We start from the raw sequence: 16856 nt of genomic DNA, 5'->3' as shown, positions 1-16856 counted from the left end.
CCTGCAGCACAGCCTATAGCGCGCGACATGAAACTCAGCGATTTCGACTTCGACCTGCCCGACGATCTGATTGCCACCCGGCCTGCCAATCCGCGCAGCGCGGCGCGGCTGCTGGTGGCTGCGGAGGGCGGCCTGCATGACGGCCGGGTGACGGATCTGGTCAACTGGCTGCAGCCCGGCGACCGGCTGGTGCTGAACGATACCAAGGTGATCCCGGCACGCCTGAGCGGGCTGCGCCACCGTGACAGCGCGCAAGGGGCCGTGGCCGCCAAGATTGAGGCGACCCTGCTGGAGCCGCGCGCCGATGGCACCTGGGCCGCACTGCTGAAACCGCTGAAGAAGATCAAGCCGGGTGAGGCGATTGTTTTCTCCGACGATCTGAGCGCAACGCTGGAAGGTATTTCCGAAGGTCAGGGGCATCTTCGTTTCAATCTGAGCGGCACGGATTTCGACGCAGCGCTGGCTGAGGCCGGCGCGATGCCGCTGCCGCCCTATATCGCCGCCAAACGCGCCGCGGATGAGCAGGACAAAACCGATTACCAGACCGTCTGGGCCCGCAATACCGGCGCGGTCGCGGCGCCGACCGCCTCCTTGCATTTCGATGCACCGCTGCTGGCAGCGCTTAAGGCGCGCGGGGTGGAGGTTTCCTATGTCACGCTGCATGTGGGCGCGGGCACCTTCCTGCCGGTCAAGGTCGAGGATGTGACCACCCACCGGATGCATGCCGAATGGGGCAAGGTCAGTGAACAGGCAGCGGCAGAGATTGCCGCCGCCAAGGCCGCAGGAAAGCGGGTGATCCCGGTTGGCACTACCGCGCTGCGGCTGATCGAAAGCGCCGCGAGGGACGGGCAGATCCACGCTTGGGAAGGCGATACGGATATCTTCATTTATCCGGGCTTTGCCTTTCAGGTGGCGGATGCGCTGATGACCAATTTCCACCTGCCGAAATCCACCCTGCTGATGCTGGTGTCAGCGCTGATGGGGCAGGAAGAGATCCGCCGGATCTATGAACATGCTGTGGGGAACCGCTACCGGTTCTTTTCTTATGGCGACGCGTCGCTTTTGATCCCGGCGAAGGCGGATACACCTCAGAAAAGCGACGCGAATCCATAGACAAGCGCCGCAACCATGGCCAACGAGCGTGCAAGCAGGGTCATGAAATTGAAATCTGAATCAGCGATACCGGCCAAGCGAGCCTTGATCGCACGTACATAACATTCAAATGTGATGGCAGCCCGTCCCTTGTGGAGGGCTGCTTTGCTTTCAAAGGAGGCATAAAATGCTGCAGGTGCTGTCGAGCGCATGGGCGCTGCTCTTGGGTATGATGCTGCTGATGGTCGGCAACGGCCTGCAGGGCACCATGCTGGGCGTGCGGGGGGAGCTGGAAGGGTTTTCCACCTTTGAAATGTCGATCGTGATGGCGGCCTATTTCGTCGGCTTCCTGGGCGGCTCGCGGCTGGCGCCGGAGATGATCCGCCGGGTCGGCCATGTGCGGGTGTTTGCGGCGCTGGCGTCGTTCATTTCCGCAGTGATGATCCTGTACCCGGTGCTGCCCAGCACCGTGGCCTGGGGGCTGGGCCGGGTGATCATCGGGTTCTGCTTTTCCGGCGTGTATGTGACCGCGGAAAGCTGGCTGAACAATTCTGCCGACAACTCCAACCGGGGCAAGGCGCTGTCGCTGTACATGATCGTGCAGATGGTCGGTATCATCGCTGCGCAGGGGCTGATTCAGATCGGTGATCCAGCCGGTTACGAGGCGTTCATCATCGCGTCGATCCTGGTTTCGATCTCCTTTGCGCCCATTCTGCTGTCGATCTCGCCAACCCCGGCATTTGATACCACCAAACCCATGACCCTGCGCGAGATCATGCGGATTTCGCCGCTGGGCTGCGTCGGCATGTTCATTCTGGGCGGTGTGTTCTCCGCCCAGTTCGGGATGAGTGCGGTTTACGGCGCCGCTGCGGGGCTGAGCCTGGGCAACCTGTCTCTGTTTATCGCCACCTTCTATATCGGGGCGACCATCCTGCAGTATCCGCTGGGCTGGGTCTCGGACCGGATGGACCGGCGGTTGCTGATCATGATCGTTGCCGCAGTGGGCGGCTGCGGGGCTGTGATCGGCTTTATCTACGGCACCGACTTCAAGATGCTGCTGGGGGCGGCCTTTATCATCGGCGGCCTGTCGAATCCGCTGTACTCGCTGCTGATCGCCTACACCAATGATTATCTTGAGCATGAGGACATGGCGGCGGCATCGGGCGGTCTGGTATTCATCAACGGGCTGGGTGCGATTGCCGGCCCGATGATCACCGGCTGGCTGATGAGCGACGCGGTGTTCGGCCCTGCAGGCTTCTTTGCGCTGATTGCGGCGCTGATGTTTGTCATGGCCGTTTATGCGGCCTACCGCATGACACAGCGCGCTGCGACACCGGTTGATGAGACCGGGAGCTTTGCGCCGATGTATCCGAGCTCTACACCTGTAGCGGTCGAGTTCGCCCAGGAATACGCCATCGAAACCGAGCTGGAAGAGCAGGAAACCGCCGCCGAGGAAAATTGATTGCGCTAACCAGCCGGAATTGTGAGGATTATTTCACACAGAGGGCTTGCCTGTCGCAATTTGTGACCCAAGGTTACTTGTAAAGGTAATGTAAAATGGCCTGAAGTTAGGGTCAGGAAAAACTTGGAGTTACGACCGATGACTGGTCCCGAAGAGATACTTGCATTCTGGCTCGATGAGGTTGGAGAAAAGAGATGGTATCTGCAGGATGACGCGCTGGATCAGGTGATCCGCACGAAGTTTCAAAAGACCTGGGAGGAGGCCTGCGAAGGCAGGTTTTCCTTCTGGCTGACCTACCCCAGCGGCACGCTGGCCTACATCCTCCTGATGGACCAGTTCCCCCGCAACATGTTCCGCGGCGAAGGCAAGGCGTTCGCCTCTGACCGGGCGGCGCTGTCGGCGGCCAAGGTGGCGATCAACAAGAAATGGGACAAGAAGATCGACGAACCGGCGCGCCAGTTCTTCTACTTGCCCTTGATGCATTCCGAGAACCTGTGCGATCAGGAACGCTGCATCCGGCTGATGCTGGAACGGATGCCCAAGACCGGCACCAGCAACCTGCTGCATGCCCGGGCCCACCGCGAGGTGATCCGCCAGTTCGGCCGCTTCCCTTACCGTAACGAGGCGCTGCACCGCGCCAGCACCGCGCCGGAGCTGGACTATGTGATGGCGGGCGGCTACGGCGAGACTGTGCGGCAGGTGCAAGCTGCCGGCTGAACCTGCCCTCTGGACCTGAACCAATAGAAAACGCCGCGCCCTGAAAGGGACGCGGCGTTTTCTATTGGGGACGGCCGCTGTGTTTTCCGGGTGAATGCAAGAATGTGCTGGCAGGATGTTTACCTGCGGCATAGCCTGTTCAGGCGGCAGTGCGCTGTTTCTTGCATGGCCGCTATGCCGCAGCAGAGGATGATTGCAGCGCAGAAAAAAATAGTTTAACGGTAAACTAGTTTTGGAACCTGTTCGAGGGCGAGGGAGCACTATGGCCGCACAATCTTATGACGTGATCGTAATCGGCGCCGGGCCGGGGGGCTATGTCGCGGCCATCCGTGCCGCACAGCTGGGTCTGAAAACCTGCATTGTCGAGCGCGAGCACATGGGCGGTATTTGTCTCAATTGGGGCTGTATCCCGACCAAGGCGCTGCTGCGCTCCTCCGAGGTGTTTCACCTGATGGAGCGGGCCAAGGATTTCGGCCTGAAGGCAGAGAACATCGGCTATGATCTGGACGCGGTGGTGAAACGTTCGCGCGGGGTGGCGAAACAGCTGTCCTCCGGCATCGGCCATCTGATGAAGAAGAACAAGATCGACGTGGTGATGGGCGAGGCGTCCCTTCCGGCCAAGGGCAAGGTGTCGGTCAAGACCGATAAGGGCACTGAAGAGCTGGCGGCGAAGAACATCGTGCTGGCCACTGGCGCGCGGGCGCGTGAACTGCCGGGGCTTGAGGCCGACGGCGATCTGGTCTGGACCTACAAGCACGCGCTGGACCCGGTGCGGATGCCGAAAAAGCTGCTGGTTATCGGCTCGGGTGCCATCGGTATTGAATTTGCCAGCTTCTACAACACCTTGGGCGCAGATACGACGGTGGTTGAAGTAATGGACCGGGTGCTGCCGGTTGAAGACGCCGAAATCTCCGCATTCGCCAAGAAGGCCTTTGTCAAACAGGGCATGAAGATCATGGAGAAAGCCATGGTCAAGCAGCTGGACCGCGGTAAGGGGAAAGTGACGGCCCATATCGAGGTTGGCGGCAAGGTCGAGAAACAGGACTTCGACACCGTGATTTCCGCCGTGGGCATCGTTGGCAATGTCGAGGGCCTGGGGCTGGAAGGTCTGGGCGTCAAGGTCGACCGCACCCATGTTGTGACAGATGAATACTGCCGCACCGGCGTTGACGGGCTTTATGCCATCGGCGACATCGCCGGCGCGCCCTGGCTGGCGCATAAGGCGTCGCATGAGGGCGTCATGGTGGCAGAGCTGATTGCGGGCAAACACGCGCATCCCGTGAAGCCCGAAAGCATTGCGGGCTGCACCTATTGCCAGCCGCAGGTGGCCTCCGTCGGCTATACCGAGGCGAAGGCCAAGGAACTGGGTTACGACATCAAGGTCGGCCGCTTCCCTTTCATCGGCAACGGCAAGGCGATTGCGCTGGGAGAGGCCGAGGGCATGGTGAAAACCGTCTTTGATGCCAAGACCGGCGAGCTGCTGGGCGCGCATATGGTGGGTGCGGAAGTAACCGAGCTGATTCAGGGTTATGTGGTGGGCCGCCAGCTGGAAACCACCGAGGAAGACCTGATGAACACCGTCTTCCCGCATCCGACGCTGTCAGAGATGATGCATGAGAGCGTTCTGGATGCCTATGACCGGGTGATCCATATGTAAGTTGCTCATGCAGCGGAGTTTGAACAGGCGGCCTGTGACGGGCCGCCTTTTTCTTTGACGGCCGCGCTCTGGCCTATGGGTATTGTCCGGGGTAACCAGATGCGGAACAAGAGAAACAACAGGGGCAGCGGCCATGACGGCATCCGGAAACTCCCGCTGGGGGCTGATCCTGGCGGTCTGGGCGGCGGGCCTGGGGGCTGCCGCGCAATACGGCAAGATTTCGGTGATCTTCGGCCGGATGGGCGAACTGTACCCGCAGGCAGGCAATGCGCTCAGCTTTTCCGTCTCGCTGGTTGGCACACTGGGTATTCTGCTGGGCGCGGTGGCGGGGCTGTATGTGGCGGCTTTTGGCTACCGGCGCACGCTGGTCTGGGCGTTGTGGGCGGGGGCGGCGATGTCGGCCTTGCAGGCGCTGCATCTGCCGTTTGGCCTGTTTCTGGCCTCCCGTGTGGTCGAGGGGCTGTCGCATCTGGGCGTGGTTGTGGCCGGACCTGTTCTGATTGCGCAGCTGAGCTCGGAGCGGGGACGGGGGCTGGCGATGACCCTGTGGAGCACGTTCTTTGCCGTCGCCTTTACCCTGCTGGCCTGGTTCGGGTTGCCGCTGGCTGATGCTTGGGGTCTGCTGGCGCTGTTCGGCGGCCATGCGGCAGTGATGGCAGCGCTGGCACTGCTGCTGGGCTTTGCCTTGCGCGGTGTGCCGGTGCCAGAACGGGCGCCGCTGCCGCGGTTGGCGGAATTGCCGGGGTTGCATCTGCCCGTCTACCGCTCCCCATGGATATCGGCGCCGGCTGCGGGCTGGCTGTTTTACACCTGCTGCTTTGTGGCGGTGCTGACAGTGATCCCGCCCTATATCGCCGCGGACATGCGGGCCTTCGTGCTGGGGGCAATGCCGCTTGCCAGTATTGCGGTGTCGATGACGTTAGGCGTGTATCTGCTGCGGTTCCTGCCGGGGGTGCGGCTGGCGCAGCTTGGGTTCCTGGCCTGTGCCGCCGCTGCGCTATGGCTGTGGATGATGCCTGGTGCGCCGGCCGCCTGTATCGCCATGGCGGGCGCGATGGGGCTGGTGCAGGGCGGCTCATTCGCTGCGGTGCCGCAGCTGAACGGCAGTGCGGCAGACCGGTCGCAGGCCAGCGGTGCGATGGCGCAGATGGGCAATCTGGGCAACACCGTTGGCACGCCGCTGATGGTGCTTTCCCTGTCGCTGGGCGGGTTTGGCGGCATGATGGCCGTGCTGCTGGTGCTGTTTCTGTGCGGCGCGGCGGTGCATCAGCTGCTGGCCGCACGGCGGCGCGGGCCGGGCTGAGGGAGGCTCCCGCCCGTCACTGGCCCTGGAAAAGGGCCGTTCCCGTTGGGCCAAGCGCCGCGCAAGGCGCGCGGCGCGCCGGAATTCGCGCCGAATTCCGAGCCGGAAAACATGTGTTTTCCGGCTGCTGACAGCAGCTGTCAGCAAGTTTCAACCTGTTCGCCCTATGTTCTCTTTTTGGGCTTGGCGTTTCCTGGTGCATTCCCTATCTGTATGGCGGGCGTTTGCCGCTGGTTTGGCAGGCGCGGGCACGGGGGCATTATGGCTGAGCTGAAATCCATCGAAGTGCGCGGCGCGCGCGAGCACAATCTGAAAAGCATCGACGTGGATATTCCGCGTGATGAATTGGTGGTGATCACCGGCCTGTCCGGCTCAGGCAAGTCGTCCTTGGCGTTCGACACCATCTATGCCGAGGGCCAGCGCCGCTATGTCGAGAGCCTGAGCGCCTATGCACGGCAGTTCCTCGATATGATGGAAAAGCCGGATGTGGATCACATCAGCGGGTTGAGCCCGGCAATTTCGATTGAGCAAAAGACGACGTCGAAAAACCCGCGCTCGACCGTGGGCACGGTGACCGAGATCTATGACTATATGCGGCTGCTGTTTGCCCGTGCCGGCACGCCCTACAGCCCGGCCACCGGTAAGCCGATCGAGGCGCAGCAGGTGCAGGACATGGTCGACCGGATCATGGAAATGGAGGACGGCACCCGCGGCTATCTGCTGGCGCCGATCGTCCGGGACCGCAAGGGCGAGTACAAGAAGGAATTCCTGGAGCTGCGCAAGCAGGGTTTCCAGCGGGTGAAGGTGGACGGGGAGTTCTATGAACTGGACGAGCCGCCCACGCTGGACAAGAAGTTCCGCCATGACATTGATGTGGTGGTGGACCGGCTGGTGGTCCGCGAGGGCATGGAAACCCGGCTGGCGGACAGCTTGCGCACCGCGCTGGACCTGGCCGATGGCATCGCTATTCTGGAAACCGCCCCAAAGGAGGGCGATCCGGAACGGATCACGTTCAGTGAGAATTTTGCCTGCCCGGTCAGCGGTTTCACCATCCCGGAGATCGAGCCGCGGCTGTTCTCCTTCAACGCGCCCTTCGGGGCCTGCCCGGAATGCGACGGCCTGGGGGTTGAGCTGTTCTTTGACGAGCGGCTGGTGGTGCCGGACCAGAGCCTGAAGGTCTATGACGGCGCGCTGGCCCCCTGGCGCAAGGGCAAGTCGCCCTATTTCCTGCAGACCATCGAGGCCATCGCCAAGCATTACGAGTTCGACAAGAACACCGTCTGGAAGGATCTGCCCGAGAAGGTGCAGCAGGTGTTCCTCTATGGCTCGGGCGAAGAAGAGATCATGTTCCGCTATGACGAGGGCGGGCGGGTCTATCAGGTGGAGCGCACCTTTGAGGGCGTCATTCCGAATATGGAACGGCGCTACCGCGAAACCGATTCCAACTGGATTCGCGAAGAATTCGAGCGCTACCAGAACAACCGCCACTGCCATCACTGCGAGGGTTATCGGCTGCGTGATGAGGCGCTGGCGGTGAAGATTGCCGGCGTGCATGCGGGGCAGGTGGTGCAGCTGTCGATCCGCGAGGCGCTGGCCTGGATCGAGGATGTGCCGAACCATCTGAGCCTGCAGAAACAGGAGATCGCCCGCGCCATCGTCAAGGAAATCCGCGAGCGGCTGGGATTCCTGAACAACGTTGGGCTGGAGTATCTGACCCTTAGCCGAAATTCCGGCACCCTGTCGGGCGGCGAAAGCCAGCGGATCCGTCTGGCGTCGCAGATTGGATCCGGCCTGACCGGGGTTCTCTATGTGCTGGACGAGCCGTCGATTGGTTTGCACCAGCGCGACAACGACCGGCTGATCGGCACGCTGAAGAACCTGCGCGATCAGGGCAACACGGTGATCGTAGTGGAGCATGACGAGGACATGATCCGCCAAGCGGATTATGTGTTCGATATCGGCCCCGGCGCCGGTGTGCATGGCGGCGAGGTGGTGAGCCACGGCACGCCGCAAGCGATTGCGTCGGATACCGGGTCGATCACCGGCCAATATCTGGCAGGCACGCGGGAAATCGCGGTGCCGGTGAAGCGGCGCAAGGGCAACAAGAAGAAGATCAAGGTGGTCAAGGCCACTGGCAACAATCTGAAAGAGGTGACGGCTGAGTTCCCGCTGGGCAAATTTGTCTGTGTGACCGGCGTCTCTGGTGGCGGCAAGTCGACGCTGACGATTGAGACGCTGTTCAAGACTGCCTCAATGCGCCTCAATGGCGCGCGGCAGACGCCGGCGCCTTGCGAGAGCATCAAGGGGCTGGAGCATCTGGACAAGGTAATTGACATCGATCAGCGCCCGATCGGGCGCACGCCGCGGTCGAACCCGGCGACCTATACCGGGGCCTTCACTCCGATCCGCGACTGGTTTGCCGGCCTGCCGGAGGCCAAGACGCGGGGGTATAAGCCGGGGCGGTTCTCCTTCAACGTCAAGGGCGGGCGCTGCGAGGCCTGCCAGGGCGATGGGGTCATCAAGATCGAGATGCACTTTTTGCCCGACGTTTATGTGACCTGCGAGACCTGCAAGGGTGCGCGCTATAACCGCGAGACTTTGGAGATCAAATTCAAGGGCAAGAGCATCGCCGATGTGCTGGACATGACGGTGGAGGACGCGCAGGAGTTTTTCCAGGCGGTGCCTGCGATCCGCGACAAGATGGATGCGCTGATGCGGGTGGGTCTTGGCTATATCAAGGTAGGTCAGCAGGCGACCACGCTGTCAGGCGGCGAGGCACAGCGGGTGAAACTGTCCAAGGAACTGTCGAAACGGTCCACCGGACGGACGCTTTACATTCTGGACGAGCCGACCACAGGGCTGCATTTCGAGGATGTGAAGAAGCTGCTGGAAGTGCTGCACGAACTGGTGGAGCAAGGCAATTCTGTGGTGGTGATTGAGCATAATCTGGATGTGATCAAAACCGCCGACTGGATCATCGACATTGGGCCGGAAGGCGGTGATGGCGGTGGCGAGATTGTTGCAGCGGGCACGCCCGAGGCCGTGGCCGATCAGCCGCGCAGCCACACCGGGCGGTATCTGAAGGACATTCTGGCGGCCCGGAAGGTGGCCGCGGAGTAAGTGAGAGGGGCGCTGCCCCGCCGGGGAAGGATGAGGGGCGCTGCCCCTCTTGGCCTTCGGCCAATTCACCCCGGAGTATTTGCGCAAAGGTGAACAGGAGGCTGTGGCGCCCCCTTTCTTAGGCGGTTTGCGGTGCAGTCGGGCGTGCAAACATCAGCGGCACCAAAAACAGCAGCAGGAACGCGGTGTTCATCACCACGTTGAACCAGGCGCCGGCGGCGAGGGAGCCAAGGCTGTCGGGGATGTACCAGGCCAGCAGGGCCGGGATCAGCAGGTGGCGGCCCAGGGCGGGATCGGTGCTGTAAACACGCTCTGTCACCAAATAGATCAGCACGCAGAAGCCGCACATCAGCCCGCCGCTGATGGCGGTCATCAGGGAGGCCGCGCCGGGGGTAAGCGCCTGGGCGCCGTCCACCGGCAGGAAGGCGAGATCGATGAACAGGCCGAGTGCCGTGCCCAGCGGGGTGGCCAGCGCCAGCACCATGGCAAGGCCGAAGGCGGCGGCGAGGATTGAGACGATCTTAAGCATGCGGATTGATGCGGCGTGGGTCATTGGAAGCTCCTGATGATGTCTGCGCGCAGGATGCGGTCAGACACGGAATCGAAACAATTACCCTGGAGGTAAGTGAACTCCCGGCCGTGCCCGTCTATGCTGTGGAAAACGGAGGCGGCGGATGGCGGAAGGTTTTGGCACGGTTCTGAAAAAATGGCGCGGCCTGCGGCGGATGAGCCAGATGGAACTGGCGCTGGAGGCCGGGGTGTCGGCGCGGCATCTGTCCTTTCTGGAGAGCGGAAGGTCGCGGCCCAGCCGCGGCATGGTGCTGCGTTTGAGCGATGAGCTGCAGGTGCCGGGCGGGGCGCGCAATCAGCTGCTGGCGGCTGCCGGTCTGGCGCCTGCCTTTGCCCGGCGGCATCTGAACGATGCGGAATTGGCGCCGCTGAAGCAGGCCGCTGAACAGATGATGGCAGCGCATGAGCCTTTTCCGGCGCTGATGATCGACCGGCATTGGCAGCTATTGCGCCTGAACCGACCCGCGGGTTTGATGCTTGAAGGCGTTGGGATCAGCCCGGGCTGCAGCCTGATCGAGGCCCTGCTGGAGAACGCCGGCCTGCGGGCAGTGCTGGAGAATCTGCAGGATGTCGAACGGCTGAGCCTGGCCCGGCTTAGAACCGAGCTGGCCCATTTTGGCGAAGATCCGGTGCTGGAACAGGCGGTGGAGCGGCTGCAGCGGTCTGTGGCGGCCTCGGGCAGCGCACCGGAGGGGGAACTGCCCGCGGTGATCCCGGCCCGCTACCGGATGGGCGGGCAGGTGCTGTCGTTCTTTTCCACCATTACCCAGTTCGGCGGCACTGGTGATCTGGCGATGGCGGAGCTGCGGATCGAAATGCTGTTTCCGGCTGATGAGGCCACGCGGGAAGCGATGGCCGCAATGGGCGGTCTCTAGCAGGCGGCGCGAACGGTCAGTTCGCCAGGTCAGCCTCCGCGCCGATCAGGCGCAGCACTTTCTGGGTCTCGCGGTTCACTTGGTAGACATAGCCGCCGGCCTGAACATAGCTGCCAAAAGGGTCCGGTGCCCATTGCCCGGGATTCCCGATCCAGATGTACTCATCCAGAATATGGTCGCCGCGGCGGTAGAACTTCTTGGCATGGCCTGGCGGCACGCAATGCGATGAGGTCTTGGCCAGGCCCGCCGGGCAGTGCACGCCTGCTTGGTCTGACTTGCCATGCCCCATGCCATTGCCTGCAGCAAGCGGGATAGCCACAGCACACGTGGCGGCGAGAACAATGATGGAAACAAAATAACGGCGTACCATTTACGGCGGGTCCTTTCCTGGTCGCCTTTGACATAACGGGCCAGGCGCAAAATCCAAGAGAGCTGTAAAGCCGGCGGCGGCGGCCCGCCTGCGCCGCTTACGCAGCGGCAAGAACCCGCGCTTCGTGGCTGCGCAGGGCCAGCCGCGCCGCATTTCCGTATCCGCGGCCGGTTTCAGCGCAGAGTTCCGGGAACAATTCGCGGATTTCCGCCAGGGTGCCGGCGTCAAATCCTGCTGCTGTTTGGGGGCCGGGCTGGTAGCTTTCGCTGAGGGCGCCGTCGGCCCAGAGAATCTGGTGGCGGCCGAACAGAAGGTGGACGTATTCCGCCTCTTGCAGGTCCAGCGCCGGGCGGATGGTGCTGTCGTTCACCAGGTCCTTGGCCTTGACCAGAACCTCATCCTCGCCGAACAGCAGCTCGGCGCGGCTGCCGCAAACCAGCATCCGGTGCTGCGGTGACACATAGAGGTCGCGGGTGTTGCCGCAGCTGCCCCTGGCAAAGCGGATCGGAGCGGTCCCGGGCGTGCAGGCGATGCGGCGGCTGCCCGCCCATTGCAGGACCTGCGGGCCGTTGTCGTAGGTCAGAACCTCCATGCCGGGGCGCAGATCCTCAACCGGGATTTCGCCGCCGGGCACCCGGATCATGGTGCCGCGCAGGAAGCAGGGAACCGTCTGGTTGATCTCAACCAGGCCGGTGTCCGAGTTGCCGAGGCCGTTGTCGGCGGTGTAGTTGAAATAGACGGTTTCCAGGTCGCCGTCGGTGACCACGGTCAGGGTGCCGTCGGCATTCAGGGTGATTTCCTGACCGGTGGTCAGGATGACCGTGTCACCGGCAGACACCGCCTGGTCGTTGATATGGGTGATGGTCAGCGTGCCGGCGGTGGCGCTGTCATTGTCCAGAACATCCACAACCCGGGTTTTATTGATGGCGATGTCTTCCTGGTCGTCCTGCGCAACCACGGCGGTTTGCACCGAGCCGCCGGCAATCAGCAGGTTGGTGTCATAGCTGCTGTCCACGGTATCTGCGACGCCGATTTTAAGGGTGTTGACCACGCCAGGGTTCACCGGGGCGACAAATGTCAGGGTTATGGTGAACCCGTCCATTTCGGTGTTGAACTGGTCGCCGGTGTTGTCGACATAGATGTTTTCGGTGCCATCGTTGATATTGCCGATGGAGGCAGTGCCATCGCCGATGGACACCTGAGCCTCGACCCCGTTCACCCAGACCCCGACCACGTCATTGTACTGGGAATTGGCGAACTCCGGATATTCCTCGGACGACAGCACAAAATCGATGGTCAGCGTGTCGCCGACAGGGGTGAAGCCGATCTCCAGGAAGGAAGCGTCGCGGGTCGCAGCACCTGCCAGGGCGTTGAAATCAGCGTCGTTGTTTGCGCCGGTGGTATTGGTGCTGGTGTTGCCTCGGACGTTGGTGTTGGTGGTGCCGCTGCTGTTGGTGAAGTCGCGGGCATAGCCGGTCGACAGGATCACGCCTGAGTCCGCAGGCGCTACCCCCGGAGAGGTGGTATCGGCGCCGGTGTAAATGCCTGACGACAGGGTGTCGCCGCTGTAGCTGGCGCTGTTGACGGTAACGCCGTCGCCAAAGATCTCCTCCGCCATCTGGGTGGCGGTCGCGGAAGAATTGATGTTCAGTTCCGTTGCCGTGGCCATATCGGGCAGCAAGCCTCCGGGTGCGCGAGGGTTAACGATCGCTTACCGGAATGCTGCTCAACTGAGACGGAACTGTGGCAGACCGGTGCCGGAATTCGGGAGTTTATTCGAATTTTACGGGTATTCTCGGAGAAAGCAGATGAAAAAGGCGGCCTGTGACGGGCCGCCTGAGACAGGTATTTTCCGGGAACCGGGCCTGAGGCCGCGCGCTGTCAGCCGTCGCGGCTGCGGTTCTCAAACCGCGGCAGCATGGCAGAGAAATCCATGCCCTTGCCGTCTTCGTCCTCGACGAATTTCTTGTAAAGCGCCATCGCCAACTCGCCCATCGGCGTGTCGGCATCAGCGCTTTCGGCAGCCTGCTGGCTGAGGCCCAGATCCTTGAGCATCAGTTCCGCGGCAAAACCGGGCTGGTAGCTGTTGTCGGCAGGCGACTGCGGGCCGACGCCGGGTGCCGGGCAATAGGCGTTCATGGTCCAGCTGTAGCCGGAGGAAGTGGAGACCACATCGAACATCTTCTGCCGGTCCAGACCCAGTTTGTCGGCCAGCGCAAAGGCCTCGCAGGTGGCGATCATGGTGACGCCCAGGATCATGTTGTTGCAGATCTTGGCGGCCTGGCCGGCGCCGGCCTCGCCGCAGTGCACGGCCTTCTGACCCATGATGCCGAACAGCGGCACCGCGGCGGCAAAGGCGTCTGCCGAACCGCCGGCCATGAAGGTAAGCGTGCCGCCCGCGGCGCCGCCGATGCCGCCGGAGACCGGGGCATCAACGGAGAGCAAACCCGCGGCCTGGGCCTGTTCGGCCACCGCGCGGGCCGAGTCCACGTCGACGGTGGAGCAGTCGATAAAGGCCGCGCCCTTGGCCATGGCCGGGATGATTTCAGCGGCGACAAGGCGCAGGATGGCGCCGTTGGGCAGCATGGTGATGACCGCATCGGCACCTGCCGCGGCCTCGGGGCCGGTGGCGGCCATGGTCACGCCTTCGATGCTGACATCGGCCATATCGAAACCGGTGACCTCGTGGCCTGCCTTGGCCAGGTTGGCGGCCATCGGCCCGCCCATGTTGCCAAGCCCGATAAATCCGATCTTCATGAGTTTTCCTCCTCAAATGTCAGCGCATCTGCGCCCAGGGGCGCCAGCAAGTCCTCAACCGCCTGAGCGGGCACAGCCTGGCCCGCATATTGCCATTGCGGATTGCGGTCCTTGTCAATGATCTGGGCCCGGATGCCCTCCAGGAAATCGCTCTTGTCCATGGCGCGGAAGGTATAGCGGTATTCCAGGTCCAGCGCCCGGCGGATCGCAGGGCCATCGGCGCGCAGGCGGCGCAGCATTTCCAATGTGCAGGCCATCGACAGCGGGGAATTGCGGTTCAGGGACTTCAGCGCAGCGGCGGTAAAGTCGCTGTCCTCAGCCTGGAGGCTGGTCAAGATGTCTTCCAGCGTGTCCTTGGCGAAGTGTTTGGCCGTGTGTTCGCGGAGCCCGCGCAGCTTGCCCTCCGCGGCGGGCCGGGCGGCGTCCTCCACCAGCTTGGCGCTGCCGGTTTCCTCCAGCGCGGCGACCAGCGCGGACCAGCCGTCCTGCGGAATGAAATAGTCAGCAAAGCCTGCAAGGATCGCATCATCAGGGCCCATCCGGGCCGCACTCATGCCGAGGTATTCCCCCAGATGATCCGGCGCCAGCGCCAGCATCAGCGAGCCGCCCACATCCGGCACCAAACCGATGCCGACCTCGGGCATGGCGATCTGACTGGTTTCATTCACCACCCGGTGGGTGCCGTGGCAGCCGATGCCAACACCGCCGCCCATAGTGAAGCCCTGCATGAAGCTGATCACAGGTTTTTTGTATTCAAAGATCAGCGCGTTCAGCCGGTATTCATCGCGCCAGAAGGTGCGGCCATAGCTGTAATCGCCCTTGGTGCCGGTATCATAAAGCTCGGCAATGTCGCCGCCGGCGCAGAACGCCTTGTCGCCCTCGGCGTCGATCACTACCAGCTTGACGCTGTCGTCATTGGCCCAATCCCGCATGGCGGCATCGATCGCCATGCACATCTCATAGCTCATCGCGTTCAGCGCCTTGGGGCGGGTAAAGGTGATGCGGCCGGCCTGGCCGGTTTTGCGGATGTGGATATCACTCATCGGACGTGCTCCAACTGAATTTAGCTGCAATCCTGACGCAGGCTGGGTCAGTCTGCAATCAACTGGCGCGCGACGATCAGGCGCATGATTTCGTTGGTGCCTTCCAGGATCTGGTGGACGCGCAGGTCGCGGACGATCTTCTCAACACCGTAATCGGCCAGATAGCCGTATCCGCCATGCAGTTGCAAACACCCGTTGGCAACGTCAAAGGCAGTGTCGGTGACCATCAGCTTGGCCATGGCGCAGAACTTGCTGGCGTCATGGGCGCCGGTGTCCAGTTTCCACGCCGCCTGACGCAGGAAGGTGCGGGCGGCCTGCAGCCGGGTTTCATATTCCGCCAGCCGGAACTGAAGCGCCTGGAACTGGTTGATGGATTTGCCGAAGGCCTTGCGCTCCGACATGTATTGCACGGTCTGGTCCAGCGCTGTCTGGGCGCCGCCCAAGGCACCGGCCGAGATGTTCAGGCGGCCGCCGTCAAGACCTGCCATAGCGTAGGAAAAGCCCTTGCCTTCCTCGCCGATCAGGTTGTCCGCGGGGATCGCGCAATCGTCGAACTGCACCTGCGATGTGGGCTGCGCTTTCCAGCCCATCTTATCCTCCAGAGCGCCGAACGACAGACCCGGATTGCCGTCCTCGACCACCACGGTGGAGATCCCCTTGGGGCCGTCTTCGCCGGTGCGGCACATCACAACATAGGCGTCAGAATAAGAGCCGCCGGAGATGAACGCTTTGGTGCCGTTCAGCACATAGCCTTCATTGCTGCGCTCGGCGCGGGTTTTGAGGGCCGCAGCGTCGGAACCGGAACCGGGTTCGGTCAGGCAATAGGAGAACACTTTCTCCATGGTGCAAAGGGCGGGCAGCCATTTCTGCTTGGTCTCTTCCGAGCCGAACTTGTCGATCATGCCGCCGCACATGTTGTGGATCGACAGGAACGAACCAACGGCGGGGTCGGCCATCGCCAGGGCTTCGAACACCAGGGTGGCATCCAGGCGGGAAAGACCTGACCCGCCGTATTCCTCAGACACGTAAAGCCCGCCGAACCCCAGCTCTGCCAGCCGCGGCCACAGGGATTTGGGGATGGTGCCGTCTTTTTCCCACTGGCGGGACTGCGGTGCGATGTTTTCCTGGCCGAATGCATGGGCCATGTCGAAAATGGCCTGCTGTTCTTCTGTCAGTGCGAAATCCATGAGCCGCGCCTCCCGTCGCTCAGATGAATTGAACAGTTGTTTATTTAATAACGGGCGGGCGGGGCTGAGGCAAGCTGCGCAAATGCAAAGCTGCCGTGCAGGATTGCTGTATGTAGCGGGACATTTCGCGTGCAGTGCGGGACACTTCCCGTTGCAGCAAACCGTTTTTGCGAATTCCCTGATTTTTAGCCGTAAAACCGGGGTTTATCCAGTCCGGAAATCCGCCGGTCCTGCGGTTTGACGCCGGGATTTTGGGACACTTCCCGTTGCAGTAAGGGACACTTCCCGTTTCAATACCGGGCAATCCGCCGCCCAAAGCGTAAAAAAACGCCGGGCGGCGGAGGGTTTTAAAGGGTGCTTAAAGGGGTGTTTTAAGTATGACGTGGGACCTTGCAGCCGTTCGCTGCGGGTGCATCTCACGCGAGACATCTCGTCCGCTTTGCGCAGGAAGCGGAGGTTGGTCAAACTCATCACCGCTAGACGCCGGGAAACCGCAGGCGATTTGCTGAGCCTGTGCCACGCATATCTGTAACGAGGCCCGCTCTCTTTTACCTGATTTCAATGGCCCGCTTCGAGCGGCATTGTTGCAGAACTCATGCTTGCGGCGTGACATCCCCTTTCCCCACTGACGTCACGCCACGCGAACGATCTCGGCGGTGCCGAGGGCGTAGAAGCGGTTGATGAGAGCGATGCGGATGTGGAT

The 16856-nt window shown here is 62.2% G+C and carries 14 protein-coding genes; 7 read left to right on the top strand and 7 right to left on the bottom strand.

All coding sequences use genetic code 11. The features are described from left to right. Positions 1-27: 27 nt before the first annotated feature. Complete coding sequence (queA, locus tag A2I95_RS21220) at positions 28-1113, top strand: tRNA preQ1(34) S-adenosylmethionine ribosyltransferase-isomerase QueA (RefSeq protein WP_291733015.1); 1086 nt, start codon at positions 28-30, stop codon at positions 1111-1113. On the opposite strand, the gene A2I95_RS21215 is transcribed toward queA, so the two are convergent. After that, a complete protein-coding gene (locus A2I95_RS21215) occupies positions 1089-1304 on the bottom strand; it encodes a hypothetical protein (RefSeq protein ID WP_291733012.1) in 216 nt (71 codons plus the stop codon). The genes queA and A2I95_RS21215 overlap by 25 nt on opposite strands. On the opposite strand from A2I95_RS21215, the gene A2I95_RS21210 reads away from it, so the two are divergent. The 5 genes from A2I95_RS21210 (at position 1280) to uvrA (ending at position 9351) form a co-directional block, all read left to right on the top strand. Next, the gene (locus tag A2I95_RS21210) at positions 1280-2554 is read left to right on the top strand and encodes an MFS transporter (protein ID WP_291733010.1); all 1275 of its coding nucleotides are present in this window, start codon (positions 1280-1282) and stop codon (positions 2552-2554) included. The genes A2I95_RS21215 and A2I95_RS21210 overlap by 25 nt on opposite strands. Before the next feature lie 138 nt (positions 2555-2692). Next, the gene (locus A2I95_RS21205) at positions 2693-3271 is read left to right on the top strand and encodes a DUF924 family protein (protein WP_291733009.1); all 579 of its coding nucleotides are present in this window, start codon (positions 2693-2695) and stop codon (positions 3269-3271) included. 262 nt (positions 3272-3533) lie between these two features. Further along, positions 3534-4928, top strand: a complete 1395-nt coding sequence (lpdA, locus tag A2I95_RS21200) for a dihydrolipoyl dehydrogenase (RefSeq protein ID WP_291733007.1) — start codon at positions 3534-3536, stop codon at positions 4926-4928. A gap of 133 nt (positions 4929-5061) precedes the next feature. After that, entirely contained in the window at positions 5062-6231 is a 1170-nt protein-coding gene (locus A2I95_RS21195) for an MFS transporter (protein WP_291733005.1), read from the top strand. Positions 6232-6492: 261 nt separating this feature from the next. Then, positions 6493-9351 carry an excinuclease ABC subunit UvrA gene (uvrA, locus tag A2I95_RS21190; protein WP_291733002.1) on the top strand — a complete coding sequence of 953 codons (2859 nt, stop codon included), beginning with the start codon at positions 6493-6495 and terminating at the stop codon, positions 9349-9351. 118 nt (positions 9352-9469) lie between these two features. On the opposite strand, the gene A2I95_RS21185 is transcribed toward uvrA, so the two are convergent. Beyond that, positions 9470-9904: an excinuclease ABC subunit A gene (locus A2I95_RS21185; RefSeq protein WP_291733000.1), complete on the bottom strand. Its 435-nt coding sequence runs from the start codon at positions 9902-9904 to the stop codon at positions 9470-9472. A gap of 121 nt (positions 9905-10025) precedes the next feature. On the opposite strand from A2I95_RS21185, the gene A2I95_RS21180 reads away from it, so the two are divergent. Further along, positions 10026-10796 carry a helix-turn-helix transcriptional regulator gene (locus A2I95_RS21180; protein WP_291732997.1) on the top strand — a complete coding sequence of 257 codons (771 nt, stop codon included), beginning with the start codon at positions 10026-10028 and terminating at the stop codon, positions 10794-10796. 16 nt (positions 10797-10812) lie between these two features. On the opposite strand, the gene A2I95_RS21175 is transcribed toward A2I95_RS21180, so the two are convergent. From A2I95_RS21175 to A2I95_RS21155, 5 genes are all read right to left on the bottom strand, one after another. Further along, positions 10813-11166, bottom strand: coding sequence for a hypothetical protein (locus A2I95_RS21175; RefSeq protein ID WP_291732994.1), 354 nt, complete (start codon positions 11164-11166; stop codon positions 10813-10815). A gap of 97 nt (positions 11167-11263) precedes the next feature. Next, a complete protein-coding gene (locus A2I95_RS21170) occupies positions 11264-12835 on the bottom strand; it encodes a Hint domain-containing protein (RefSeq protein ID WP_291732992.1) in 1572 nt (523 codons plus the stop codon). Positions 12836-13047: 212 nt separating this feature from the next. Next, a complete protein-coding gene (gene mmsB, locus A2I95_RS21165) occupies positions 13048-13923 on the bottom strand; it encodes a 3-hydroxyisobutyrate dehydrogenase (RefSeq protein ID WP_291732990.1) in 876 nt (291 codons plus the stop codon). Further along, a complete protein-coding gene (locus A2I95_RS21160; RefSeq protein ID WP_291732988.1) occupies positions 13920-14966 on the bottom strand; it encodes an enoyl-CoA hydratase/isomerase family protein in 1047 nt (348 codons plus the stop codon). Before A2I95_RS21160 ends, mmsB begins: the two co-directional genes overlap by 4 nt. A gap of 47 nt (positions 14967-15013) precedes the next feature. After that, entirely contained in the window at positions 15014-16153 is a 1140-nt protein-coding gene (locus tag A2I95_RS21155) for an acyl-CoA dehydrogenase family protein (RefSeq protein WP_291732986.1), read from the bottom strand. Positions 16154-16856 lie beyond the last annotated feature (703 nt).

The sequence above is a fragment of the Leisingera sp. F5 genome (assembly GCF_001593695.1).
Note: the sequence above shows the minus strand (reverse complement) of the source record. Positions and strands in the feature narration are given on the sequence as shown.

What these genes read in the sequence shown, in the direction of transcription:
- A2I95_RS21155 (WP_291732986.1), bottom strand. Translation starts at nt 16,153, where the DNA reads ATGGATTTCGCACTGACAGAAGAACAGCAGGCCATTTTCGACATGGCC.
- lpdA (WP_291733007.1), top strand. Translation starts at nt 3,534, where the DNA reads ATGGCCGCACAATCTTATGACGTGATCGTAATCGGCGCCGGGCCGGGG.
- uvrA (WP_291733002.1), top strand. Translation starts at nt 6,493, where the DNA reads ATGGCTGAGCTGAAATCCATCGAAGTGCGCGGCGCGCGCGAGCACAAT.
- A2I95_RS21215 (WP_291733012.1), bottom strand. Translation starts at nt 1,304, where the DNA reads ATGCGCTCGACAGCACCTGCAGCATTTTATGCCTCCTTTGAAAGCAAA.
- queA (WP_291733015.1), top strand. Translation starts at nt 28, where the DNA reads ATGAAACTCAGCGATTTCGACTTCGACCTGCCCGACGATCTGATTGCC.
- A2I95_RS21195 (WP_291733005.1), top strand. Translation starts at nt 5,062, where the DNA reads ATGACGGCATCCGGAAACTCCCGCTGGGGGCTGATCCTGGCGGTCTGG.
- A2I95_RS21170 (WP_291732992.1), bottom strand. Translation starts at nt 12,835, where the DNA reads ATGGCCACGGCAACGGAACTGAACATCAATTCTTCCGCGACCGCCACC.
- A2I95_RS21180 (WP_291732997.1), top strand. Translation starts at nt 10,026, where the DNA reads ATGGCGGAAGGTTTTGGCACGGTTCTGAAAAAATGGCGCGGCCTGCGG.
- mmsB (WP_291732990.1), bottom strand. Translation starts at nt 13,923, where the DNA reads ATGAAGATCGGATTTATCGGGCTTGGCAACATGGGCGGGCCGATGGCC.
- A2I95_RS21205 (WP_291733009.1), top strand. Translation starts at nt 2,693, where the DNA reads ATGACTGGTCCCGAAGAGATACTTGCATTCTGGCTCGATGAGGTTGGA.
- A2I95_RS21175 (WP_291732994.1), bottom strand. Translation starts at nt 11,166, where the DNA reads ATGGTACGCCGTTATTTTGTTTCCATCATTGTTCTCGCCGCCACGTGT.
- A2I95_RS21210 (WP_291733010.1), top strand. Translation starts at nt 1,280, where the DNA reads ATGCTGCAGGTGCTGTCGAGCGCATGGGCGCTGCTCTTGGGTATGATG.
- A2I95_RS21160 (WP_291732988.1), bottom strand. Translation starts at nt 14,966, where the DNA reads ATGAGTGATATCCACATCCGCAAAACCGGCCAGGCCGGCCGCATCACC.
- A2I95_RS21185 (WP_291733000.1), bottom strand. Translation starts at nt 9,904, where the DNA reads ATGACCCACGCCGCATCAATCCGCATGCTTAAGATCGTCTCAATCCTC.